The organism is Inquilinus sp. CA228, from assembly GCF_052078665.1.
Classification (GTDB): domain Bacteria; phylum Pseudomonadota; class Alphaproteobacteria; order DSM-16000; family Inquilinaceae; genus Inquilinus.
The window spans coordinates 1-22,116 of the sequence record NZ_JBQJIK010000041.1 but is presented as its reverse complement, the minus strand read 5'-3'; the positions used below and the strand labels follow the sequence as shown (position 1 = coordinate 22,116).

The 22,116-nt window shown below is 70.4% G+C and carries 22 protein-coding genes and 1 tRNA gene; 4 read left to right on the top strand and 19 right to left on the bottom strand.

All coding sequences use genetic code 11. From position 1 onward, the window contains the following. Positions 1-6 precede the first annotated feature (6 nt). The 9 genes from ACTOWL_RS20620 to ACTOWL_RS20580 form a co-directional block, all read right to left on the bottom strand. Entirely contained in the window at positions 7-879 is an 873-nt protein-coding gene (locus ACTOWL_RS20620) for a branched-chain amino acid ABC transporter permease (RefSeq protein ID WP_441323148.1), read from the bottom strand. Between the two features lie 5 nt (positions 880-884). Next, the gene (locus ACTOWL_RS20615; protein ID WP_441323147.1) at positions 885-1,586 is read right to left on the bottom strand and encodes an ABC transporter ATP-binding protein; all 702 of its coding nucleotides are present in this window, start codon (positions 1,584-1,586) and stop codon (positions 885-887) included. Positions 1,587-1,595: 9 nt separating this feature from the next. Continuing rightward, positions 1,596-2,312 carry an ABC transporter ATP-binding protein gene (locus tag ACTOWL_RS20610; protein ID WP_441323146.1) on the bottom strand — a complete coding sequence of 239 codons (717 nt, stop codon included), beginning with the start codon at positions 2,310-2,312 and terminating at the stop codon, positions 1,596-1,598. A 4-nt stretch (positions 2,313-2,316) separates the two neighbouring features. After that, a complete protein-coding gene (locus ACTOWL_RS20605) occupies positions 2,317-3,636 on the bottom strand; it encodes an ABC transporter substrate-binding protein (RefSeq protein WP_441323145.1) in 1,320 nt (439 codons plus the stop codon). Between the two features lie 35 nt (positions 3,637-3,671). Continuing rightward, positions 3,672-4,730 carry a maleylacetate reductase gene (locus ACTOWL_RS20600; RefSeq protein WP_441323144.1) on the bottom strand — a complete coding sequence of 353 codons (1,059 nt, stop codon included), beginning with the start codon at positions 4,728-4,730 and terminating at the stop codon, positions 3,672-3,674. 127 nt (positions 4,731-4,857) lie between these two features. After that, complete coding sequence (locus tag ACTOWL_RS20595; protein WP_441323143.1) at positions 4,858-5,754, bottom strand: helix-turn-helix domain-containing protein; 897 nt, start codon at positions 5,752-5,754, stop codon at positions 4,858-4,860. A gap of 429 nt (positions 5,755-6,183) precedes the next feature. Beyond that, positions 6,184-6,268, bottom strand: a tRNA-Leu gene (locus ACTOWL_RS20590). Positions 6,269-6,501: 233 nt separating this feature from the next. Next, positions 6,502-7,272: a competence/damage-inducible protein A gene (locus ACTOWL_RS20585; RefSeq protein ID WP_441323142.1), complete on the bottom strand. Its 771-nt coding sequence runs from the start codon at positions 7,270-7,272 to the stop codon at positions 6,502-6,504. Between the two features lie 67 nt (positions 7,273-7,339). After that, positions 7,340-8,248 carry an SDR family oxidoreductase gene (locus tag ACTOWL_RS20580; protein ID WP_441323141.1) on the bottom strand — a complete coding sequence of 303 codons (909 nt, stop codon included), beginning with the start codon at positions 8,246-8,248 and terminating at the stop codon, positions 7,340-7,342. Positions 8,249-8,455: 207 nt separating this feature from the next. On the opposite strand from ACTOWL_RS20580, the gene map reads away from it, so the two are divergent. Next, a complete protein-coding gene (map, locus tag ACTOWL_RS20575; RefSeq protein WP_441323198.1) occupies positions 8,456-9,268 on the top strand; it encodes a type I methionyl aminopeptidase in 813 nt (270 codons plus the stop codon). 11 nt (positions 9,269-9,279) lie between these two features. Continuing rightward, positions 9,280-9,981, top strand: a complete 702-nt coding sequence (gene radC / locus ACTOWL_RS20570) for a RadC family protein (RefSeq protein WP_441323140.1) — start codon at positions 9,280-9,282, stop codon at positions 9,979-9,981. An 8-nt stretch (positions 9,982-9,989) separates the two neighbouring features. Here radC and ACTOWL_RS20565 read toward each other — a convergent pair whose 3' ends face one another. The 4 genes from ACTOWL_RS20565 to ACTOWL_RS20550 all read right to left on the bottom strand — a co-directional run bounded on the left by ACTOWL_RS20565 (position 9,990) and on the right by ACTOWL_RS20550 (position 13,188). Then, on the bottom strand, positions 9,990-11,543 hold the full coding sequence (locus ACTOWL_RS20565) for a glycosyltransferase family 4 protein (protein WP_441323139.1): 1,554 nt from the start codon (positions 11,541-11,543) through the stop codon (positions 9,990-9,992). 109 nt (positions 11,544-11,652) lie between these two features. Continuing rightward, positions 11,653-12,240 carry a DUF1989 domain-containing protein gene (locus ACTOWL_RS20560; protein ID WP_441323138.1) on the bottom strand — a complete coding sequence of 196 codons (588 nt, stop codon included), beginning with the start codon at positions 12,238-12,240 and terminating at the stop codon, positions 11,653-11,655. 17 nt (positions 12,241-12,257) lie between these two features. Further along, positions 12,258-12,698 (bottom strand): YdeI/OmpD-associated family protein, encoded by a 441-nt coding sequence (locus tag ACTOWL_RS20555; RefSeq protein ID WP_441323137.1) that lies wholly within the window; start codon positions 12,696-12,698, stop codon positions 12,258-12,260. A gap of 91 nt (positions 12,699-12,789) precedes the next feature. After that, the gene (locus ACTOWL_RS20550) at positions 12,790-13,188 is read right to left on the bottom strand and encodes a VOC family protein (RefSeq protein ID WP_441323136.1); all 399 of its coding nucleotides are present in this window, start codon (positions 13,186-13,188) and stop codon (positions 12,790-12,792) included. 180 nt (positions 13,189-13,368) lie between these two features. On the opposite strand from ACTOWL_RS20550, the gene ACTOWL_RS20545 reads away from it, so the two are divergent. Then, positions 13,369-14,010: a TetR/AcrR family transcriptional regulator gene (locus tag ACTOWL_RS20545; protein ID WP_441323135.1), complete on the top strand. Its 642-nt coding sequence runs from the start codon at positions 13,369-13,371 to the stop codon at positions 14,008-14,010. Between the two features lie 6 nt (positions 14,011-14,016). Here ACTOWL_RS20545 and ACTOWL_RS20540 read toward each other — a convergent pair whose 3' ends face one another. The 6 genes from ACTOWL_RS20540 to ACTOWL_RS20515 form a co-directional block, all read right to left on the bottom strand. Beyond that, complete coding sequence (locus tag ACTOWL_RS20540) at positions 14,017-15,042, bottom strand: aldo/keto reductase (RefSeq protein WP_441323134.1); 1,026 nt, start codon at positions 15,040-15,042, stop codon at positions 14,017-14,019. Between the two features lie 32 nt (positions 15,043-15,074). Continuing rightward, entirely contained in the window at positions 15,075-15,905 is an 831-nt protein-coding gene (locus ACTOWL_RS20535) for an amidohydrolase family protein (protein ID WP_441323197.1), read from the bottom strand. Positions 15,906-15,992: 87 nt separating this feature from the next. Then, the gene (locus ACTOWL_RS20530) at positions 15,993-16,715 is read right to left on the bottom strand and encodes an HAD family hydrolase (protein WP_441323133.1); all 723 of its coding nucleotides are present in this window, start codon (positions 16,713-16,715) and stop codon (positions 15,993-15,995) included. After that, positions 16,712-18,262 carry an alkaline phosphatase family protein gene (locus ACTOWL_RS20525; protein ID WP_441323132.1) on the bottom strand — a complete coding sequence of 517 codons (1,551 nt, stop codon included), beginning with the start codon at positions 18,260-18,262 and terminating at the stop codon, positions 16,712-16,714. Before ACTOWL_RS20525 ends, ACTOWL_RS20530 begins: the two co-directional genes overlap by 4 nt. 97 nt (positions 18,263-18,359) lie before the next feature. Then, the gene (gene lysM, locus ACTOWL_RS20520) at positions 18,360-18,794 is read right to left on the bottom strand and encodes a peptidoglycan-binding protein LysM (RefSeq protein ID WP_441323131.1); all 435 of its coding nucleotides are present in this window, start codon (positions 18,792-18,794) and stop codon (positions 18,360-18,362) included. Positions 18,795-18,905: 111 nt separating this feature from the next. After that, positions 18,906-21,263 carry a heavy metal translocating P-type ATPase gene (locus ACTOWL_RS20515; protein ID WP_441323130.1) on the bottom strand — a complete coding sequence of 786 codons (2,358 nt, stop codon included), beginning with the start codon at positions 21,261-21,263 and terminating at the stop codon, positions 18,906-18,908. A gap of 79 nt (positions 21,264-21,342) precedes the next feature. Here ACTOWL_RS20515 and ACTOWL_RS20510 point away from each other — a divergent pair, with 79 nt between their 5' ends. Further along, positions 21,343-21,813 carry a MerR family transcriptional regulator gene (locus tag ACTOWL_RS20510; protein ID WP_441323129.1) on the top strand — a complete coding sequence of 157 codons (471 nt, stop codon included), beginning with the start codon at positions 21,343-21,345 and terminating at the stop codon, positions 21,811-21,813. Positions 21,814-22,116: the final 303 nt, after the last annotated feature.

Below are 22,116 nucleotides of genomic sequence, written 5' to 3'. Positions count from 1 at the left end.
TCTCTCTCAGTCGCCGGCGCGCGGGAACAGGCCGCGCGGGCGGAGCACGAGGACGATCAGGAAGGCGACATGACCGGCCAGTAGCTGCCATTCCGGGTCGATCGCGGCGCCGAGCGTCTGGGCGATGCCGAGCACGACGCCGCCTGCCAGGGTGCCCCACAGGCTGCCGAGGCCGCCGATGATCACCGCCTCGAAGGCGAAGATCAGCCGGGCCGGGCCGATGGTCGGGTCGAAATTGGCGCGGATGCCGAAGAACACCGCCGCGACCGCCGAGACCATCAGCGCCAGCCCCATGGCCAGGCCGAACAGCCGGCGCGGGTCGATGCCCATCAGCTGCGCCGTCACCGGGTCGTCCGACACGGCGCGGAAGGCGCGGCCCAGCGGCGTGGCGTAGAACACGGCGTTGAGGCCGAGGATGACCAGCACCGCGGCAGCGAAGGTCATGAGCGGCAGCACGCCGATGGCCAGGCCGCCGCCGAGCGGTAGCGACGCGGTCTCGATCGCGCCCGCGGCCAGGCGCTGGCTGTCGGCCGAGAAGCCCTCCAGCAGGCCGTTCTGCAGGATGATCGACAGGCCGAAGGTGGTCAGCAGCGGCGGCAGGATGCCCTGGCCCAGCACCGGCTGCAGCACGCCGCGCTGCAGCGCATAGCCGGCCGCGAACATGATCGGCAGCGACAGCAGCGCCGCCGGCAGCAGGTCGAGGCCGAGCCCGCGGGTCAGGGCCAGGACCAGGAAGGCGGCCAGCACGATCAGGTCGCCATGCGCCAGGTTGACCAGCCGCATCACGCCGAAGATCAGCGACAGCCCGGCGGCGAACAGGGCGTAGAGCCCGCCCAGCAGGACGCCCTGGATCACGACATCGAGGAGGGTGAGGACCATGGCGGTCAATGCCCGAAATAGGCCGCCTGGATGGCGGCGCGGGTGAGGTCGGCGGGGCGGCCTGCCAGCGTCGCCCTGCCCTCCTGCAGGCAGATCACGCGGTCGGCGACGGCCAGGGCCTGGACGATGTCCTGCTCGACCAGCACCACTGCGGTGCCCTCGGCCCGGATCGCCGGCAGGGCGGCGTAGATGTCGCGGATCACGATCGGGGCCAGGCCGAGCGAGATCTCGTCGCACAGCAGCAGCGCCGGGTTGGACATCAGCGCCCGACCGATCGCCGCCATCTGCTGCTGCCCGCCGGACAGGGCGGTGCCAGGGTTGCGGCGGCGTTCGCCGAGCACCGGGAACAGCCCGTAGACGGCGTCGAGCGTCCAGCGGCCGGAGCCGCGGCGGCCCCAGCCGCCGACCAGCAGGTTCTCCTCCACCGTCAGCGACGGGAACAGCTTGCGTCCCTCCGGCACCATGGCGATGCCGCGCTTCATGATGTCGGCCGCCGGCAGGCCGCCGATCGCCTGGCCGTCGAAGCGGATCGCCTCGCGCCCGGCCGGGACCAGCCCGGTGATCGCCTTCAGCAGCGTCGACTTGCCGGCGCCGTTGGCGCCGATGATGGCGAGGGTCTCACCGGCCTCGACCGCGAGGCCCAGGCCGAACAGCGCCTGGAAGTCGCCGTAGAAGGCGTCGAGGGTGTCGATGTCGAGCAGGGCCATGGCGCGCCCCTAGACCGGCGAGCCGAGATAGATCTCGCGCACCTCGGCGAGGTCCATCACGCCGCGCGCCTCGCCCTCGGCGATCTTGCGGCCGAAGTTCAGCACGGTCAGGCGGCCGACCACGGCCAGCAGGGCGTGCACGATGTGCTCGATCCAGATGATGGTGGTGCCGCCCTGGTGGATGGCGCCGACCGTGCCGACCAGCGCATGGCATTCGGCCTCGGTCAGGCCGCCGGCGATCTCGTCGAGCAGCAGCAGGCGCGGCCGGGTGGCCAGGGCCCGCGCCAACTCCAGCCGCTTGCGGTCGAGCAGGGTCAGCGACCCGCCGGGCCGGTTGGCCTTGGGCAGCAGGCCGGTCAACTCCAGCACCTCGGCGCACCAGTCGGCGGCCTCAGCCTCGCGCATGCGGCGGCCGAAGCAGGCGGCGACCAGCAGGTTCTCGAACACGGTCAGCTGCTCGAACGGATGCGGGATCTGGTGCGACCGGCAGATGCCGGCGAGGCAGCGCCGCGCCGCCGGCAGCGCGGTGATGTCCTGCCCATCCAGCCGGATGCTGCCGGCATCGGGGCGGACGGCGCCGGTGATCAGGCCGAACAGCGTGGTCTTGCCGGCGCCGTTCGGGCCGATCACGCCGAGCGCCTCGCCCTCCGCCACCGACAGCGACACGCCGTCGGTGACCACCAGCGAGCCATACGCCTTGTGCAAATCCTGGAGGGCGAGAAGCATGGCCTCAGCCGATCGCTTCCATCCGGCCACCGGCCGGGATCTCCGGCGCCGTCTGGTTGTCGGTGACGATGATCTGGTATTTGCCGTCGGCGCCCAGCCGCCACTGGCCGCCGACCAGCGGCGTCTTGGCGACGTTCTTGCGGGCGAAGGGCGGCACGTTGTCCTGGCCGAACTTGATCGGCCCGACCAGGGTGTGCAGGTCGGCCGCGCCGATCGCGGCGATGTTGGCGGCCGGATCCTTCGGGTCGGCGGAGCGCTTCAGCGCGTCGACCGCCAACTCGAACAGCGCATGGGCGAAGCCGATCGGCTGGGTCCAGGGCTTGCCGGTCGCCTGCTGGTAGGCCTCGCCGAAGGCCGAGGCGGGCGCCCCGGTCAACGACGACTTGAACGGGTGCGTCGGCGTCCACCAGACCTCCGACGACAGGTTGTGCCCCGCCTTGCCGAGCGCCTCGAGCGCGACCGGGAACAGCAGCGCCTTGCCGACCGAAGCCGCCTTCGGCCTGAATCCGCGCTGGCTGGCCTGGGTCCAGAAGGTGGTGAAGTCCGGCGGGATCACCACGCCGGTCAGGATCTCGGTCTCGGCCGCGCGGAAGGCGGAGATCTGGGCCGAGAAGTCGTCGGTCAGGTTCTGGTAGCGGCCGGGGTCGGTCAGCCTGTAGCCCAGCTTCGACAGCACCGGCGGGAACCCGACGGTCGGGTCGCCCCAGGCGTTGCCGTCGCCATCGTTCGGAAACAGCCCGCCGACCGATTTGTTGGTCTGCAGCTGGCCCCACATGTTGGTGAAGACCGCGATCACATCCTCCAGCCCCCAGAAGAAGTGGAAGGTGCTGTTGAACGGTTTCCACGAGGCCGGGTCGCCCGGATTGCCCTGCCGGCCGATGAAATAGGGCTGCCACGGCGCGACGGTGGAGATGCAGGGCACCTCCTCGATCTCGCATTGCGTCGCCACCGGATTGGTGGTCTCCGGCGTCGAGGACACCAGGACCATGTCGACCTCGTCGGTGACGATCAGCTCCTTGGTCACCTCCGCCGCGCGGTTCGGGTTGGACTGGCTGTCCTTGACCACGACCTCGACGGCGTAGTTGGAACCGCCGAGGTCGAGCCCGCCCTTCACCGTGTCGAGGAAGCCGCGGATGACGAAGTCGTCGGCCTCGCCGAAGGCGGCCAGCGGGCCGCTGCGCGGGCTGACATAGCCCAGCTTGATGCTCTGCGCCGCCCGGGCCGCCGGGGCGAACAGCGGCGTCGATCCGGCCGCCAGGCCGATCACGGCCGAGGTCTTCAGCAGGTCCCGGCGGGACATCCGGCCGCGTGTGATGCGGTTCATTGGTTTCCTCCCTGTCATGTTTGTTCGGGCGCGGCTCAGGCTGGCGGCGACCCGTCCCAGGCGCGGCGGATCAGCGCCTCGATCCGGCCGCGCTCCAGCGGCGCCGGGTTCCAGTAGGGGTTGGCCAGCGCGATCTCCGTTGCCTCGGCGATGCCGGATTCGGGCATGCCCAGCTCGCGCAGCGCTCGCGGCGCGCCGACCCGGCCGGCCAGGTCGTGCAGCGCCCGCGGCGCGTCCTCGGCGCCCAGCGCCCGGGCGATCCGCGCCGTGGCCTGCGGCGCCGCGGCGGCGTTGTAGGCCAAAGCGTGCGGCAGCACGACGGTGTGGGTCTCGGCATGCGGCAGGTCGAAGCTGCCGCCCAGCGTGTGGCACAGCTTGTGGTGCAGCGCCATGCCGACCGCCCCGAGCACGGCGCCGCACAGGAAGGCGCCGTACAGCGCGTCGCCGCGGGCGGCGCGATCCAGCGGGTCCTGCGCGATCTTCGGCAGGGCGCAGGCCAGGGCGCGGATCCCCTCCTCCGCCATCAGCGACATGATCGGGTTGGCGTCGCGGGCGTACAGCCCCTCGACCGCGTGGGCGATGGCGTTGATGCCGGAGGTGCCGGACAGGCCGGCCGGCAGGGTCAGGGTCAGGTCGACATCGTAGATCACCACCTCGGGCAGGATCCGCGACGATCGCTGTGTCGTCTTCCGCCCGGCCACGGTCTCGCCCAGGATCGGCGTCATCTCGGAGCCGGCATAGGTGGTCGGCACCACGATCTGCGGCAGGTCGGAGCGCAGGGCGATCGCCTTGCCGAGGCCGGTGGTGGAGCCGCCGCCGACGGCGATCACCCCGTCCGCGCCGCGCGCCGCCACCACCTGCATCGCCCGCTCGGTGACCTCGACCGGGGTGTGCATCGTCGCCTCGGCGAAGGTGCCGACCGACCGGCCGCCGAGGGTGGCGGCGATCCGCTCCGCCTCCTGCGCCTGCTGCGGCGTGGCCAGCACCAGGGCCCGTTCGAGGCCCAGCCGCGCCACCTCGTCCGGCAGCTGGCGGAAGGTGCCGTGGCCGAACACGACCCGCGCCGGCAGCGCCTCGTAGACGAATCCCTGCATGGCGGCGCGGTCTCCCCTGGGTCGCAGCGCGAAGGCTGCATTGCCACGGGAGGGAGCTTGCGCCGGATGGCGCACGCCTTTCCTGCACGGATCGCTTATGCGGGCTGCACGAAACGCCGGCGATGGATCAGGAAATGGAGCGGCGGTACGCGCCCGGGGTCACGCCGATCTCGCGCCGGAACATCCGGGTCATGTGCTCCTGGTGCGAGAAGCCGCAGGCCAGGGCGATCTCGGCGATCGGCAGGTCGGTGGTCGCCAGCATCTCGCGGGCGCGGGCGACGCGCAGGTTCAGCAGGAAGCGGTGCGGCGGCTGGCCCAGCCCCTTGCGGAACAGGGCCGAGAGCTGCGACACGCTGAGCTCCAGCACCGCCGCCATGTCCTCGAGCTGGATCGACCGGTGCAGGTTCGACTGCACGAATTCGGTGACGCGGGCGATCTTGCGCTGCAGATCGCTGGGCGCCGCCACCTCCAGCCGTACCTTCGCCTCGTTGGACGAGTGGTTGCGGATCAGCCGGGCGCCGATCAGCCGGGCAGTGTAGTCGACCAGGGTCTCGCCGAAGGCGCTGGGCGCCTGGATCTCGTCGCGCAGCGACAGGATCAGCCGCTCGATCAGCGGGTCGGCGTCGCCGATCCGCGGCAGGAACTCCAGCCGGTCGGGGTCGCCCTTGTAGAGGTCCTGCGCCACCTCCTCCAGCACCGCCCGGCGGATGTAGAAATGGGCGGTGGAGAGCGGGTCGTTCAGGCGGACGCGGAAATCCACCCCGCCCGGCACCATGAAGGTGCCGCCCGGCGCAATCATCCGGCTCTCGCGGCTGATGCCGAGCCAGCGGTCGACCCGGACATAGCCGTCGAGATGCAGGATGATCAGGTGGTCGGGCAGGGCCTTGTAGGCATCCTCGAAGGGCTTCTCGCGCTGCACGGAGGTGAACACCGAGCGCCAGCCGAGCGGGCTGCTCGACGCGAGGGTCTCGTTCTCCTCGCGCAGCAGGATGCCGTGCGTCTCCTCGACTCCGAAGCCTCCCATGCTGCACTCCTCGTCGTGAGCCAGCGCCCGGGCGATTATAGAGACCCTTCCCCAAGGTAGAAACCGCCACGAATCGCAGATCCCGAGGGCACTGAGAGCCGCCGCCCGGCCACCTCCTTGAGCAACCCGGGGATCGTTGATGCCGAACCGAGCAATCACCGCATTCCCAAACAGTTGACCAGGTCCGGCTGCGGCTCACCATTGCAGTCGACTGGACGGTGCCAGAAGCGCAGCATCCGCCGCCATGTTGAGTCCCGTTTTGGGGGCATTTTCTGGCGCGCGACGATGGTGTCCCGGTGGTGTCCAGCGCTGAAAACGCGAAGAGACCGCCACCGCAGCATCGTCTTAACGCTTTGATTTTCCTGGAAAAACCGGCGCGGGCGAAGGGATTCGAACACTCGATCCCAACCTTGGCGAGGTTAGGGAGTTTGGTGCGGACGGCGGGACTCGAACCCGCACTCCCGAGGGATGCAGATTTTAAGTCTGCTGTGTCTACCGGTTCCACCACGTCCGCATCCGGCCTCTATCGCCCGGCCCCGGCCGCCGCGCAAGCCGAATGCGCCTTGCCGGCAGGCGGATCGGTCCCCATTGTCCGGGCATGGATGATTTCGACTGGATCCGCCTGGCCTGGCTGGTCGCCGCCCTGGTCCTGGTGGCGCCGGCCGTGCTGCGCCGCGGCGGCTGGGGCGGCCATGGCCTGTTCTACGCCGCCCTCTGGCTCGGCATCGCGCTGCTGATCGGCCTGGCCTACTCAGTCTTCTCCGGCTCCGGCTCCGCCCCGGCGGTGCCGCCGAGCGAGACCACCAGGGAGCGCACCGCCTCGGTGGCCGAGGACAACCGCTCGGCGTCGGTGCCGCGCAGCACCAGGCTGGTGCCGAACCTGCCGGCCCGGAAATACGGGTAGCTGCCGATCGACAGCTCCGGATGGACAGCGGCGATGGCGCCGAGCCCGGCGGCGATCACCCCTTCGCCCAGGTCGCAGGTGACGGTGCGGCTGAGCACCTTGTCGCCGCCGGCGAGCGTCGGGGCGATGCCGTCGAACATCGCCTGCATGATCCGCGGCACCCCGGCCATGACATGGACATTGCCGATGCGGAAGCCGGGGGCGGCACTGACCGGGTTGTCGATCAGCGTGCCGCCCTCCGGCACGTTGGCCATGCGCAGCCGCGCCTCGTTCAACTGGCCGGCCTCGTAATGCGCCTCCAGCCGCCGCACCGCCTCGGGGTGGCGCAGCAGCGGCACGCCGAAGGCCCGGGCGACGCATTCGGCGGTGATGTCGTCATGCGTCGGGCCGATGCCGCCGGTGGTGAAGACGTGGTCGTAGCGTGCCCTGAGCGCATTGACCGCGGCCACGATCTCCTCCGGCACGTCCGCCACCACCCGCGCCTCGCGCAGGCGGATGCCGAGATCGGTCAGCCGCTCGGCCAGGAAGCCCATATTGGCGTCCTTGGTGCGGCCGGAAAGGATCTCGTCGCCGATCACCAGAACGGCGGCGGTCACGATGCGCGTCTCGGTCATGGTCCTGCCCTGGGCTTGAGTCCGGCGATGCTATCGCCTGGACGCGCCGCGAGACAGGCGGAAATCGCTAGCGATAGCCGGTGGCGTCGGCCGGCTTGCCGGGATCCTGCACCTCGACGATGTAGCGCCAGGCGTCGGGCTGCGACCCGTCGAGGTCGGTGAAACCGTAGACCCGGGCCAGCTGGCCGCTGGACAGGGACTGGCCGTTCCAGCGCGCCCGGTCCGGATCGGCCGCCAGCGCCGCCACGGCGCGGCCGGTGAATCGCGGCGTCTCCGAGATGATGAAATGCGGCTGAATCTTCGTCGCGTCCTGCCAGGTCTCCTCGGTGACGCGATAGGCCTCCAGCATCATCTCCGACCGCATCCAGCCCGGCGTCAGCGACACCGAGGTGGCGCCGTGCGGCGCCAGATCCTGGGCATGGGACCAGCCCATCCGGTTCACCGACACCTTGGCGAGGTCGTAGAAGGGCGACAGGCGGTAGTGGTCGGCGTTGTATTCCGCCGTGCCGTCGGTGACCTCGACCAGCAGGCCGCCCGGGCGTTGGATCAGCAGCGGCAGGGCGTAATGCGCGGTGATCAGATGGGTGTGCACGCCGAGCTGCAGCAGCCGCAGGCCCTTCTGCAGGTCGTGCTCCCACACCGGCTTGTTCCACTCCATCAGCTTTTCGCCACCCCACAGGTCGTTGACCAGGATGTCGAGCCGCCCCTGCTCCTCCCGGATGCGGGCGACCAGGCGCTCGACCTGCTCCGGCACCAGATGGTCGGTCTGCACGGCGATGCCGCGGCCGCCGGCGGCCGAGACCAGCTCCGCCGTCTCCTCGATCGTCTCCGGCCGCTGGTATTCCGAAGGCTGGCCGCGGATGCTGCGCCCGGTGACGTAGACGGTGGCGCCGGCGGCCCCCAGCTCCACCGCGATCCCGCGCCCGCCCCCGCGGGTTGCGCCCGCGATCAGGGCGACCTTTCCGTCCAGCGGCATGGTCTCCTCCATCGGCTTGTTGAATTTATAAATGATCGTTTGGTTATAAATGAGAGTCAAGCGATCGCGGCAGCCTGCATGCCGGTTCTGCGGCGCCCACCCTCGGCGTTCCGCCGAGTCGCCCCCATATGCCGCCGGGTGGCGACCGCGCGGCGGCGGTGCTATAGGCTAATGTCAATGCGAGACAGGATAGAAAGCGTGACCGAGGTGGAACCCCAGACCCGCGAGGAAGGCCACATCCCCCTGCATGGCGAGGCCGAGTTCGCGGCGATGCGGCGGGCCGGCCGGCTGGCGGCCGAGACCCTCGACTTCATCGCCCCGCATGTGCGCCCCGGCGTCACCACCGACGAGCTGGACCGGCTGTGCGACGGCTTCATGCGCGACCACGGCGCGGTGCCGGCGACGCTGGGCTATCGCGGCTATCCGAAATCGAGCTGCATCTCGCTGAACCACGTCGTCTGCCACGGCATCCCGGGCGACCGGACGCTGGAGAACGGCGACATCCTGAACATCGACGTCACCCCGATCCTGGACGGCTGGTACGGCGACAGCAGCCGGATGTACGTCGCGGGCGACAAGGTCGCGGTCAAGGCCAAGCGGCTGATCGAGGTGACCTATGAGTCGATGATGCGCGGCATCGCCGCGGTCAAGCCCGGCGCCACGCTGGGCGACATCGGCCACGCCATCCAGAGCCATGCCGAGGGCCACCGCTTCTCGGTGGTGCGCGACTTCTGCGGCCACGGCGTCGGCCGCGTGTTCCACGCCCCGCCCAGCATCCTGCATTACGGCCGGCGCGGCGACGGGCTGGCGCTGCACGAGGGCATGATCTTCACCATCGAGCCGATGATCAATGCCGGCCACTGGGCGGTGAAGATCCTGTCGGACGGCTGGACCGCGGTGACCCGCGACCGCAGCCTGTCGGCCCAGTTCGAGCATACGGTCGGCGTCACCAAGGACGGGGTCGAGATCTTCACCCTGTCCCCCGCCGGCCACACCCAGCCGCCTTATACCCTTTCGTAGTCGGGGGCGCCGTGACCGAAGCGCCGGATGCGACGGAGCCCGCTCCCCATTACAGCGGCCATCGCGACCGGCTGCGGCAGCGCTTCCTCACCGCCGGTGCGGGGGCGCTGGCCGACCATGAGATTCTCGAACTGCTGCTGTTCTCAGCGATTCCGCGGCGCGACACCAAGCCCCTGGCCAAGCAGTTGATCGCCACCTTCGGCAGCCTGGGCGCGGTGCTGGCGGCGACGCCGACCCAGCTGGCCCAGCGCGGCGGCCTGAGCGACATCAGCGTCGCCCTGCTGAAGGTGGTGCAGGCCGCGGCCGAGCGGCTGCTGAAGGAGCAGGTGGTCGACCGCCCCGTCCTCGGCTCCTGGCAGGCGCTGCTGGACTATCTCGGCGTCGCCATGAAGTTCGGCGGCACCGAGCAGGTGCGGATCCTCTATCTCGACCGCAAGAACGCGCTGCTGGCCGACGACGCCTCGGCCCAGGGCACGGTCGACCAGGCGCCGGTCTATCCGCGCGAGGTGGCGCGGCGGGCGCTGGAGCTGGGCGCCAGCGCGTTGATTTTAGTCCACAACCACCCTTCCGGCGACCCGACCCCGTCGCGCGCCGACATCGAGATGACCAAGGCGGTGGCGCGGGCGCTGGAGACGGTCGGCGTGACTCTGCACGACCATGTCATCGTCGGCCGCAAGGGCCATTCCAGCTTCCGGAGCCTGGGGCTGCTCTGAGCCGGGCCTCAGCCCGCGAGGGCGAGCGCATCCGTCGCCCTGGCCGGCACGGCCTTCACCTCCGGCTTCGTCCCGGCCGGCGCGGTCAGCGCCTGCCAGATCCCCTCCGCCACATCGGACCACCGGCGCAGATCCTCGCGGCGAATCCGCCGGGCCATGGCCTCGCGATACGCGTCATCGGTGATCAGCTTCAGGCAGGCATCGCGGATCGATTTCGGATCATAGGGATCGACATACTCCACCAGCGACCCGCCGACCTCCGGCATCGCGCTGACATTCGAGGCGACGACAGGGCGCCCGAACCACAGGCCTTCGCCGATCGGCAGCCCCCAGCCCTCGTAATAGCTGGCCGAGACCGAGAACAGGCAGCGGCGGTAGAGATAGGCCAGTTCGGCATCGTCCGGCCGGTCGACGATCCGGATGTAGCCGTCGAGATGGCCGGTGCCCAGCAGGAAATCGTCGAAGGCCTGCTTCGCCCAGCCCTGCTTGCCGGCGAAGACCAGCCGCGGCGTGTCGAGGCCGAGGCGCCGGTAGATCTCCTGCCAGACGATGGCGATCGTCCAGACATTCTTCCGGGATTCGATCGTGCCGACGACCAGGACATAGGGCAGCAGGGCGGCATTCAGGACCTCGCACCGGATCCGACGCTCGCCGAAGCTGTGCCGTTGCGGATCGAGGAACCTGGCCGAGGCCTGCCGCCGGCTGCCGCCAGGGTCGTCCGGCAGCAGGAATTCATGGGCCAGCGGCACGACCCGGACCGGCACGACCTGCGCGGCATGCGCCCGCATGAAGCGGTCGAGATCCCGCCCCGTCGACTCGGAGTTCACCAGGAACAGGTCGACGAAGCGGCACATCCGCCCGAGCCAGTCCGAGAACTGTTCCGGCACGTCGTTCACCACATGCTCGGGCGCGATCAGCGGGATCAAGTCGTGCACGAGCAGGGACACCTCGATGCCCAGGCGCCGCTTCGCATCCTCGAGCGCGTCCATATAGGGCTGGAACAGGCCGCCCCAGGTCGCCCCGGATATGAAGACGCGATCGCCCTTGGCGAAGCAGACATCGAAGGCATTCTTCGGCTTGAGCCGGCGCGACCGTCTCGTCACCAGCTTGTGCCGCGCGAATGTGTGCCCGCCGTCGAGCATGTTGCGGAGGCGCAGCCGCACGCCGTGAAACAGGCGTTTCGCGGAGCTCCGGTAACGCTTCTTCAGGTACTCCTTGATCCTGATGGTCCCTTCCCTTCGAGGAACGATGCCGAAATACCTGCAGAATCCGGAATGGTCAAAACTGTAGTTTCTGCTGAACGGCTTCGCTGAAAACCAGACCATCCGCTTCAGGGTCGGGTGATAGCAGATCAGGCGCAGATCGTGATCGCCGCGGTGCTCCGATAGATATTTGACGATTTCCAGGGATACCCGCTGAATGCCGCTCAGCCTGGTGTTCGAGCGCACGAATTCCACCACGTCGCTGACGTCGAAATAGATCACCGGCTGACTACCCATCAGCGCCGGTTCGAGTCCCCGTGGCAGGGCCCTGCGGGTGACGGTCGGTTCGGGCGGTCGCATGGCAGGATCCTGGCTCGTGGGAATTTGTCCCACGATCAATCCGTGGGATTTCTGCCCACGTCAAATGAAATCGCCTTGATGGGCATTTTTCCCACGCGCCGCAGAGCCGTCAGTCCGCCAGGATTTCAAAGGCGAGCGGCCGTGGCGGCGCGCCGCCGTTGCAGGTCGACGCCGGGCAGGAGGACAGCGCGACCGCCAAGTCCATCTCGGCGCGCAGCACGATCGCGTCGCCGGCGCGGGACCGGGGCGCCGCGATCACCAGCCTGCCGTCGGCCGCGACCTCGACATTCATGAACAGGTTGAAGGCGGTCGGCAGCGGATCCGGCTCGACCCCCAGCCCGCGCAGCGCGGCGCACAGGTTGTCGTGGCAGTTCGGATGGTAACCCGTCGCGCCGTACTGCATCCGGTACATCTCGAGGCTGCAGGGCGCGTAGAGGAAGTCGTGCCGGCCGACCTCGTCGGCGACGATGGTCAGCATCGGGCTGCTGCGATCGGACCACAGCACGTCGCCGGTCGAGAGATAGATCTTGCCGCCATAGTCGAAGCTGCGGCCGTTCGACAGGCGCTCGCTGCCGTCCGCGGCATAGGCCATGAGGTCGCCCGTCTGCCCGCCCACCGGGTCGATGATCCGCAGCCGCTCGCCGCGCTGCAGCCGCAGCCCGACGCCGCCGGCCGCTGGAACCGTTTGCTCCGCCATCCCCTGCCTCCCTTCGCTCAGCCTGCCAGCAGGTCGTCGATCGTCTTGCCGAGGCGACGCTGCCGGGTCTCCTCCGTCTTCGCCCCCTCGATCACGGTGACCAGCGCCTTCCGCCGGCTGTAGGACAGCGCCTCGAAGCGCTGCCGGGCCGCGGCGTTACCGCCCAGGGCCTCGGCGAGGTCGGGCGGGACCACCACGTCGCGCGCCTCGGTGTCGAGCTTGAGATCGACCTCGATCTCCTCGCCGCCGGCGACGCCGGCCTTCTCGCGGTTCTCGGCGCTGACCGGGACCAGGAACTGGCCGCCCATCACCGCCACGGTGCTGCGGTAGGTATGGCCGTTGATCGCGACCCGGACCGGCGGGCGCTTGCCCGCGCCGAGCCGCTCGACGATGTCCGCGGGCACCTCGATGCCCGTCGCGGTCTTGCCCGCCTGCAGGAGGATGGTCCGGAACTTCATGCCGAAGGGACCTTCTGCTGGAACCGTCAATCGGCCAGGCGCCCAGGATAGAGCCGGAAGTGCTGGACGGTGAAGACCGGACTGCCCGCCGTCAGGCCTTCGGCGACAGCGACCAGTTGACGCCGAACGGGTCGCGCAGCTTGCCGTAGCGGGCGCCCCAGAACTGCTGCTCCAGCGCCAGGGTCACGGTGGCGCCGGCGGCGACGGCGCGGCTCCACCAGGCATCCACGTCGTCGACGTCGAGATGCAGGGTGTGGCTGGTCGAAGGCTGGCCGACGACGCCGAATTCCGGGAAGGTGTCGCTGAGCATCAGCGACCCGCCGTTGAGCACGAGATGGCAATGCATCAGCCGCTTGCCGTCCTGGGCCGGCGCGCGGGAGAGCTCCCGGGCGCCGAAAGCCTTCTGGTAGAAGGCCGAGGCGTCGCCGGCGCCCTCGACATTGATGTGCGGAACGACGCCGCCGGCAGGCGGCACGGTCTGGCTGGTCACCGACATATCCTCCCCTTGCTGTGTGAAGTCGCTCTGAGGGCGATCCGGGGCCGCAAGAGATCGGCAGCGCCATCAAGATTGATCTTGATCGCCGTGGCCTGCGGTCCGTAGCTAGTACTGATCGGTCTAGTACCAAATCGGGTACTGGTCCGTCCAGTACCATTCTGGAGCGACGACGCGATGGAAGAGGAAGGCCGGTCCGCCCGCAAGCGCAAGGCGATCATGGCGGCCGCCACCCAGGTGTTCCTGGCCAAGGGCTATCTCGGCGCCACGGTCGACGAGATCGCGGCGCTGGCCGCCGTGTCCAAGCAGACCGTCTACAAGAATTTCGGCGACAAGGAGCAGCTGTTCGCCGAGATCGTGCTGGCCACCACCGACGAGATCGACGAGCTGGTGCGGCTGGTGAGCGGCAGCCTCGACGGCACCGAGGACCTCGACCGGGCCCTTGGGGCGCTGGCGCGCCGGTTCATGGCAGCCCTGATGCGGCCGCATCTGCTGCGCCTGCGCCGGCTGGTGATCGCCAATGCCGACCGGCTGCCGCATCTCGGCCGCGCCTGGTACGAGCGCGGCTTCGGCCGGGTGCTGGCGACGCTGGCCTCCCGCTTCCAGGCCCTGGCCGAGGCCGGGCGGCTGCGGCTGGACGATCCGATGCTGGCCGCCCAGCATTTCGTCGGGCTGCTGCTGTGGATCCCGGTCAACCGGGCGATGTTCAGCGGTGACGACGAGAGCAGCAGCACCCCGGCCGAGCTGGAGCACTATGCCGAGGCCGCGGTCGCCGCCTTCCTCGGTGGCTATGGCGGCAAGGCGCGGGCAGCCCGCTGACTCAACTCAAGCCGGAACCGGCGCATCCTCCCGCACCAGGCCTTCGCGCTTCAGCTCGGCCCAGAATGCCGCCGGGATCGGGGTCGCGATCAGGGCGTGGTTGCGCTCCACCTCGTCCGGCTTGACCGCGCCCGGGATCATCGAGGCGACCACCGGATGGGCCAGCGGGAACTGGATCGCCGCGGCCGGCAGGGGCACGCCGTGGCGGCGGCACACCGCCTCGATCCGCGACACCCGCTCCAGGATCTCCGGCGGCGCGTCCTTGTAGTTGTACTTGGCGCCCGGGATCGCGCCGGTGGCGAGGATGCCGGAATTGTACGGCCCGCCCAGCATGATGCCGATGTCGCGGCGCTGGCACAGCGGCAGGAAGTCGTCGAGCGCGGTCTGCTCCAGGAGGGTGTAGCGCCCGGCCAGCAGGAAGCAGTCGAAGTCGCCGCCCTCGGCGAAGCGCATGCAGGATTCGACCTCGTTGACGCCGACGCCGATCGCCTTGACCACGCCCTCCTCGCGCAGCTTCAGCAGCGCCTTGTAGGCCCCGGCCAGGGCCTCCTGCAGCCGCTGCTCATAGGCTTCGCGCGAGCCGTGGGTCCAGATGTCGACGTCGTGGATCAGCAGGATGTCGACATGGGGGATGCCCAGGCGCATCAGGCTCTGCTCGAAGGCGCGCATGGCGCCGTCGTAGCTGTAGTCGAACACCGGCTTGAACTCGAGCCCGCCGGCCCAGCCGCCATGGTCCACCGCCTCGCCGCGCCGCGGCGGCTCGAACACGCGCCCGACCTTGGTCGACAGCACGTAGCTGTCGCGCGGCCGCTGCCGCAGCACCTGGCCGAAGCGGTGCTCGGACAGGCCGTAGCCGTAGAGCGGCGAGGTGTCGACCAGGGTCACGCCGAGCTCCAGCGCCCGCGCCATGGTCTGGGTCGCCTGCCCATCCGGCAGCTTCTGGTAGAAGTCGCCGAGCGGTGCCCCGCCGAAGCCGAGCTGGGTGACGGGAACGCCGCTCTTGCCGAGCGGACGGGTCGCGATCGGGTCCATGGGCAGGCGGTCCTCTCCAGGTCGTCTTGGGCTCAGCCGAGCCGGTAGAAGGCGGTGGCAGTGTCGCGATAGAGCTGCCGCAGCTGCGCCTCCGACGAATCCGCGAGGATGGCGTCCAGCGTGTCGACCCAGCGGCGATAGCTGGAGGCCAGCTCGCAGACGGGCCAGTCGCTGCCGAACATGGTGCGGTCGAAGCCGAAGCAGTCAATCGTATGACATATGTACGGCTCGATCTGGGCCCGGGTCCAGCCCCCATGATCGGCTTCGGTGACCACGCCCGACAGCTTGCACCAGACATTGGGCAGCGCCGCCAGGGCCCGCATCTGGTCGCGCCAGGGCTGGTCGACCCCGTCCCGGATCCCCGGCTTGCCGATATGGTCGAGGACGAAGCGGATCTCCGGGCAACGGCGCACCAGCTCGAGCGCGGCGTCGAACTGCGAATGGAAGATGCAGAGGTCGAAGGACAGGTCGTATTCGGACAGGAGCCGCACGCCTTCGACGAAGCCGGGCTGGATGCAGAAATCCACCGCCTCGCCCTGGATCAGCCGGCGGATGCCGCGCAGCTTCGGGGTGGCGGCGTGCAGCGCGTCGAGCTCGGTCCGCACCGCCTGGCCGTCCTCGATCGCCGCCGCGGCGACGAGGCCGCCGAGTCGGGGGTCGGCGAGGGCATCGACCCAGCGCGCCTCCTCGACCCGCTGCACCGGGGCGACATCGACCTCGACGAAGACATAGCGATCGATCGCCACCCCGTCGCGCTGCCGGTCGTACACGTCCGGCAGATGCCGCGATCTCAGGCTGGGGGCATGATCCATCCACGGATAGGACAATATGGCTGGATCATAAATATGGACGTGGCTGTCCACGATCGGAAAACCGGGCACGTGAAACCTCCACCACCGGGCGACGCCTTATGTTTCAAGGACTTTAATCTAAAAAGCCGGCGATGCCCATCAGACCCTTTGCCGCCCGTCGAGAAGATCCTCCAGCCCGCCGATGTCCGGCAGGCAGAGATCGGCGAGCCCGGCCAGGGTCCGGGTCGTGCCGGTGCCGCTGAGCACGCCGACGCAGAGTCCGACCCCGGCCGCGCGGCCCATCGCCATGTCGTGCCGGTTGTCGCCGACCATCAGCACGGCGCCGGGCGGCAGGCCGGTGGCGTCGCAGAAACCGTAGACCATGCCAGGATTCGGCTTGTGGCCGTGGCCGCTGTCATAGCCGGCGATGAAATCGACCAGATCGAGCAGGTCGAACAGCGCCAGCGTGGCGCGGATCGCGGCCTCGCCGTCGCTGGAGGCGATGCCCAGCTTCAGCCCGCGGCCGCGCAGCCGGCGGAACAGCCCGGCCGGGTCGGCGACGGTCGGCCGGATCATCGTGGCGGCCGCGCCCTGGAAGATGCGGTCCATCTCCGGCACCAGCAGGTCGAGATCGTAGGGGCTGCCGGCGGCGATCCAGGCGGCGGCGATCTCCGGCGTCGCCCCGGCGGCGAACAGGCTGTCGGCGCGGACGGCGCCGGTGTGCGGGTCGGCGCCGCCGACCTCGAGCAGGCGCAGCGCCAGCTCCGGGTCGCCGGCCGCGGCGAACAGCGCAGCCTCGCGGTTCAGCGGCAGCCAGGTCGCCTCGTAGTCGATCAGCGTGCCGTCCTTGTCGAACAGGATGCCGCGGATATCGGCCGTCATCGCGCCTCTTCCTCGAAAAAGCCGCCTTCGAGCGTGATGTGGCTGAGCGTCCGGTCCTCGTGCCGCATGCGCCAGGACAGCAGCTTCTGGGCATAGGCCAGCATCTCCCCGGCATAGGCCGGGTCGCCGCTGCGGTCCTCGAACTCGCCGGGGTCGCGCTCCAGGTCGAAGAACAGTGGCGGCAAAGCGGTGCAGTGCACGTATTTGCGGCGGGCGTCGCGGATCACCTGGACGCCGCATTGGTCGGAATGCAGCCGGGCCGCGCCGACGCGCTCGCGGACATTGCCGAAATCGTAGAACCAGTGCGCCGCGTCGCGCCAATCCTGCGGCCGCTCGCCCCGGCAGAAGGGCAGCAGCGAGCCGCCGTCGCAGTGCCGCGGCACCGGCAGGCCGAGCCAGCCGAGGATGGTCGGCAGGATGTCGACCGATTCGGTGAAGTCGTCGACCTGGCGGCCACGGCCGGCATCCGCCTCCGGCCGCGGGTCGCGCAGGATCAGCGGGATATGCGCCGACTGGTCGAAATAGCCGAGCTTGCCGAACAGATGGTGGTCGCCGAGCTGCTCGCCATGATCGGAGGTGAAGACGATCAGCGTGTCGTCCCACTGGCCGCTCGCCTTCAGGAACTCGAACACCCGGCCGAGATGGTGGTCGACCTCCGACGCCAGGCCGTAATAGGCGGCGCGGACCGCGGCGACGCCGGCGGCGTCGAGCGCCGAAGCCGGGCCTTCGGCGTGGTTCAGGAACTTGTCGAGCCGCACCGCCCGGTGCAGCCCGGCCAGCAGCGGATGCTGCGCCCCCTCCTCCGCCAGCGAGGCCGCCCGCAGCGGCGCCGGCACCGCGGCCGGGTCATAGGCCAGGTGCCAGGGCGCCGGGGCGGCGAAGGGCGGGTGCGGGCAGATATAGGTCAGGTGCACGAACCAGGGCTTGCCGTGCAGCACCGACAGGTGGCGCAGCACCTGGTCGGTCATGAAGGCGGTCTCGCTGTCCTCGGCCCGGATCCGGGTCGGGCCGAAGCCGCCGGGCGCCGCCTCGGCCCGCGGATCGGGATCGTAGAGCGGGTCCCGCCCCTGCTCCGGCGCCGGCACGTCGTAGCCCTTGGCCAGCAGGTCGGCGATCCAGGCGCGGCTGGCCTCGGACAGGTTGAGCACCGGGGTGAAGCCCGGGGCCACGCTTTCGTAGCTGTGGCGCGCCGGGTCGTCCGGCGCCCGGCCGCGCGGGTCCAGCGAGGTGTCGGTGTAGCCGAACAGGAGCGGCTCCCAGCCGCCGCGCCGCACCTCCAGCGCCAGGTTGGTGTGCCGGGTGTCGAGCGGCGTGCCGTTGCGCACGCTGCGATGGGTGTGGGGGTACAGGCCGGTCAGCAGCGAGGCGCGGGACGGGCCGCAGGGATAGGCCACGGTGTGGTGGCGCCGGAACAGCGTGCCCTGCTCCGCCAGCGCGTCCAGCGCCGGGGTGCGGATGCAGGGATGCCCGACCGCCGACAGCGTGTCGCCGCGCCACTGGTCGGCGGTGATGAACAGGACGTTGGCCAAGCCCGAGGACTCCCGCATGCGCTTCCTGCTGATAGCGCAACGGGACGCGGCGCGACATGGGTAAGAAGGCCCTGCGCGGCGGTGCGCAGGGCCTTCGGCTCGGCCGGGGACAGCGTCAGGCCGGGATGCGCAGCACCTGGCCCGGATAGATCTTGTCGGGATGCTTCAGCATCGGCTTGTTGGCCTCGAAGATCTTGGCGTAGGCGTTGGCGTTGCCGTATTCCGCCTTGGCGATCGCCGACAGCGTGTCGCCCTTCTTGACCGTGTGGAACCTCGATTCCGGCGCCGGGGCGGCGGCGGCGAGGTTGTTCTCGACGGCCGCGACGCCCGGCGTGTTGCCGACGGCCAGGGCGATCTTCTCCGCCACCTCGGTGGAGGCGACGTTGCCGCCGACCGTCACCTTGTCGCCTTCGACCTTGATGTCGACGCCGGCGGGGTCGAGCCCCTGCGCCTGGATCTGCTTCTTGAGGTCGTCCGCCGTCGCGGCCTCGGCCTCGCCGCCGCCGAACAGAGACTCGCCCGCGTTCTTGATGAAATTGATCAGCCCCATGGCACACCCCCTGGCTGCATGGTTCATGCCCGCCGGTCGCGGCTCCGGTCCGGCCGGCTGCGGAGGTTCAACGGCGGGCTTGAGACAAAGTTCCCAGAGGGATGCCTGTCGTCACGCCGCCATCGCCTGGCCGCACTGGCTGCAGGTGCGGGCGGCGGCCTGGTTCGGGGCCCGGCACGCCCCGCAGGCGACGCTCGCGGGCTGTGACCCGCAGGCGCCATGGGCGCAACAATCGTCGGCCGGCTCGGGCGCTGCGTGGTCATGGTCGTAACCCCGATCTTGGGCATGCTCGCGCCCGTGATCATGGGCCTGGTCCGGCTTGGCCGCGGCCGGCCGCGCCGCGGGCAGCAGGCGCAGCAGCCGCAGCGCGTTCAGCGTCACCAGCACGGTCGCCCCGGTGTCGGCCAGGATCGCCAGCCACAGCGAGGTGGCGCCGAACAGCGTGGTGGCCAGGAACAGCCCCTTGAGGCCGAGGGCGACGGCGATGTTCTGGTGGATGTTGGCCAGGGTGGCGCGCGACAGGCCGATCAGCTCGGCGACGCCGGTGACGCGGTTGTTCAGCAGCGCCGCATCCGCCGTCTCCAGCGCCACGTCGGTGCCGCCGCCCATGGCGATGCCGACCGAGGCGGCGGCCAGCGCCGGGGCGTCGTTGATGCCGTCGCCGACCATCGCCACCGGCCCCTCGGCCTTCAGCTTGCCGATCGCCGCCAGCTTGTCGTCCGGCAGCAGCTCGGCCTCGACCGCGATGCCGAGCATGCCGGCCACGGCCTCGGCGGTGCGGCGGTTGTCGCCGGTCAGCATCACCGGCCGCACCCCGGCCCGGCGCAGCGCGGCCACTGCGGCGGCGGCATCCTCGCGCGGCTCGTCGCGCAGCGCGATCAGCCCGCGCGGCCGGCCGGCGGCCAGCAGCACGACCACGGTCTTGCCCTGCCCTTCCAGCGCGGAGATGCGCCCGGCCAGATCCGCCGGCAGCGGCCCGCGCTCGGCGGCATAGCGCGGCGACCCGACCGCCAGCAGCGCGCCATCGACCCGGCCCAGCACCGCCTTGCCCGGGACGGCCCCGGCCCCGGTCACCGCCGGCACGGCCACGCCCCGCGCCGCGGCGGCGTCGAGGATGGCGCGGGCCAGCGGGTGGCTGGAGCCGGATTCGACCGCGGCGGCCCGGGCCAGCAGGTCTGCTTCGGTTCCGTCCAGCGCCACGATGTCGGTGACCTGCGGCCGGCCGATGGTCAGCGTGCCGGTCTTGTCGAAGGCCACGGCCTTGACCTTGCCCAGCATCTCCAGCGCCGCGCCGCCCTTCAGCAGCAGGCCGCGGCGGGTGCCGGCGGCGATACCGGAGGCGATGGCCGCCGGGGTCGACAGCACCAGGGCGCAGGGGCAGGCGATCAGCAGCAGCGACAGGCCGCGATAGGTCCAGACCGTCCAGTCGCCGCCGAACAGCAGCGGCGGCACCGCGATCACCAGCCCGGCGACGACCATGGCCGCCGGGGTGTACCAGGCGCTGAACCGGTCGATGAAGCGGGCGGTCGGCGCCTTGCTGGACTGCGCCGTCTCGACCATGTGGATGATCCGGGCGATGGTGTTGTCCGCCGCCGCCCGCGTCACCTTGAGGCGCAACACGCCCCCGGCATTGATGCTGCCGGCATAGACGGCGTCGCCCGCCGCCTTGGCCACCGGCACGGATTCACCGGTGATCGGCGCCTCGTCCAGCTCCGACGCGCCGTCGACGATCTCGCCATCGGCCGGCACCCGGTCGCCGGGGCGCACCAGAACGATGTCGCCGATCGCGAGATCGTCGACCGCGACGGTGGCCAGGACGCCATTCGCCTCGCGCTGCGCCGTGCGCGGCACCAGCGACACCAGCGCCTTGATGCCCTGGCGGGCGCGGCCGGCAGCGACGGTCTCCAAGAGCTCGCCGACGGCGAACAGGAACACCACCACCGCCGCCTCCGACGCCGCGCCGATGGCGATGGCGCCGATCGCGGCGACCGCCATCAGCGTCTCGATGCTGAAGGGCGAGCCGGAGCGGATCAGGGCCGCGGCCCGGCGGGCGACCGGCACCAGCCCGATCAGCGCCGCGGCGAGATAGGCCCATTCGGCCTCGGCCGGGACGATCAGCGAGGCGACGAAGGCCGCGGCCAGCAGGAGTCCGGTGAAGCCGACCAGCTGCGCCTTGCGCTCGTGCCACCAGGGCCTGGCGTCGGCCGGGGCCGGGGCGCGGGACGCCGTGTCCTCGATCGCGGTCGGGGTGAAGCCGAGGGCGCGGATCTTGTCTTCCACCGCCCGGCCATTCGAGGCGGCGCCGGCCGCGCCGAGGGCCAGCAGGCCGGTGGCGAAGCTGACCTCGACGCCGCTGACGCCCTCGATCCGGCCGAGCGCCGTCTGCAGCTTGCCGACACAGCTCGGGCAATCCATGCCGTCGACCCGGTAGCGCAGGGTCCGGCCCTGCCCGTCATTCGCCGCTGCCATGCGACGCACTCCCTTGCCGAAACATCCGTCGCAGGGGAAGATGGGAGCTACAGCGACTAGAGCTTCAAGAGGAAAATTCATGTCCGCGCGCGGCGACGCGATGCCGATCGGCGAGCTGGCCCGCCGCACCGGCTGCAAGGTCCAGACCATCCGCTATTACGAGCAGATCGGGCTGATGCCGGAGGCGGCGCGGACCCTGGGCAACCAGCGGATCTACGGCCGGGCGCACAGCGACCGGCTGGCCTTCATCCGCCACAGCCGCGAGCTGGGCTTCCCGCTGGACGCCATCCGCCAGCTGCTGACCTTGGCCGACGACCCGGCCCAGCCCTGCGCCACCGCCGACCGGATCGCGCAGGAGCAGCTGGTGGCGGTGCAGGCCCGCATCGCCCGGCTGGAGGCGCTGAAGGTCGAGCTGGAGCGGATGGTGGAGCAGTGCCGCCACGGCACCATCGGCCATTGCCGGGTGATCGAGGTGCTGGCCGACCACAGCCACGGCCATTGCCTGCATCCCGACCACGGCACCGGCGAGGACATCGAGGCCGCGGCCTGAGGTCTGTGGGGGGCTCTTCCGGGCATGGTTCGCGTTGCCTGCTGCAGGTCCCCAAGCCCGGAGAGGGCGGCCCCCGGCCTCGACAAAACCCCCTCACCCGGAGGCGCAAGCGCCTCCGACCTCTCCCGTAATCCCCGGGTCAAGCCCGGAGAGGAGAGGCAAAAACTGTCTGAACTTATCGGGATAGGGGGAAGCCTCGCGGCTCCCCCCTCCCACACCACCGGACATACGGGTCCGTATCCGGCGGTTCGGGGGATTAAGCGGTGAGCGGGTCGGCGACGGAGGCGAGGCCGAGGGCCTGAA

Bases quoted from the DNA above. Each gene is read 5' to 3' on its own strand.
- ACTOWL_RS20615 (WP_441323147.1), bottom strand. From the start codon at position 1,586: ATGGCCCTGCTCGACATCGACACCCTCGACGCCTTCTACGGCGACTTC.
- ACTOWL_RS20565 (WP_441323139.1), bottom strand. From the start codon at position 11,543: ATGCGACCGCCCGAACCGACCGTCACCCGCAGGGCCCTGCCACGGGGA.
- ACTOWL_RS20595 (WP_441323143.1), bottom strand. From the start codon at position 5,754: ATGGGAGGCTTCGGAGTCGAGGAGACGCACGGCATCCTGCTGCGCGAG.
- ACTOWL_RS20545 (WP_441323135.1), top strand. From the start codon at position 13,369: ATGGAAGAGGAAGGCCGGTCCGCCCGCAAGCGCAAGGCGATCATGGCG.
- ACTOWL_RS20540 (WP_441323134.1), bottom strand. From the start codon at position 15,042: ATGGACCCGATCGCGACCCGTCCGCTCGGCAAGAGCGGCGTTCCCGTC.
- ACTOWL_RS20610 (WP_441323146.1), bottom strand. From the start codon at position 2,312: ATGCTTCTCGCCCTCCAGGATTTGCACAAGGCGTATGGCTCGCTGGTG.
- ACTOWL_RS20530 (WP_441323133.1), bottom strand. From the start codon at position 16,715: ATGACGGCCGATATCCGCGGCATCCTGTTCGACAAGGACGGCACGCTG.
- ACTOWL_RS20510 (WP_441323129.1), top strand. From the start codon at position 21,343: ATGTCCGCGCGCGGCGACGCGATGCCGATCGGCGAGCTGGCCCGCCGC.
- ACTOWL_RS20580 (WP_441323141.1), bottom strand. From the start codon at position 8,248: ATGCCGCTGGACGGAAAGGTCGCCCTGATCGCGGGCGCAACCCGCGGG.
- ACTOWL_RS20620 (WP_441323148.1), bottom strand. From the start codon at position 879: ATGGTCCTCACCCTCCTCGATGTCGTGATCCAGGGCGTCCTGCTGGGC.
- ACTOWL_RS20525 (WP_441323132.1), bottom strand. From the start codon at position 18,262: ATGCGGGAGTCCTCGGGCTTGGCCAACGTCCTGTTCATCACCGCCGAC.
- ACTOWL_RS20605 (WP_441323145.1), bottom strand. From the start codon at position 3,636: ATGAACCGCATCACACGCGGCCGGATGTCCCGCCGGGACCTGCTGAAG.
- lysM (WP_441323131.1), bottom strand. From the start codon at position 18,794: ATGGGGCTGATCAATTTCATCAAGAACGCGGGCGAGTCTCTGTTCGGC.
- ACTOWL_RS20560 (WP_441323138.1), bottom strand. From the start codon at position 12,240: ATGGCGGAGCAAACGGTTCCAGCGGCCGGCGGCGTCGGGCTGCGGCTG.
- ACTOWL_RS20515 (WP_441323130.1), bottom strand. From the start codon at position 21,263: ATGGCAGCGGCGAATGACGGGCAGGGCCGGACCCTGCGCTACCGGGTC.
- ACTOWL_RS20585 (WP_441323142.1), bottom strand. From the start codon at position 7,272: ATGACCGAGACGCGCATCGTGACCGCCGCCGTTCTGGTGATCGGCGAC.
- ACTOWL_RS20600 (WP_441323144.1), bottom strand. From the start codon at position 4,730: ATGCAGGGATTCGTCTACGAGGCGCTGCCGGCGCGGGTCGTGTTCGGC.
- ACTOWL_RS20555 (WP_441323137.1), bottom strand. From the start codon at position 12,698: ATGAAGTTCCGGACCATCCTCCTGCAGGCGGGCAAGACCGCGACGGGC.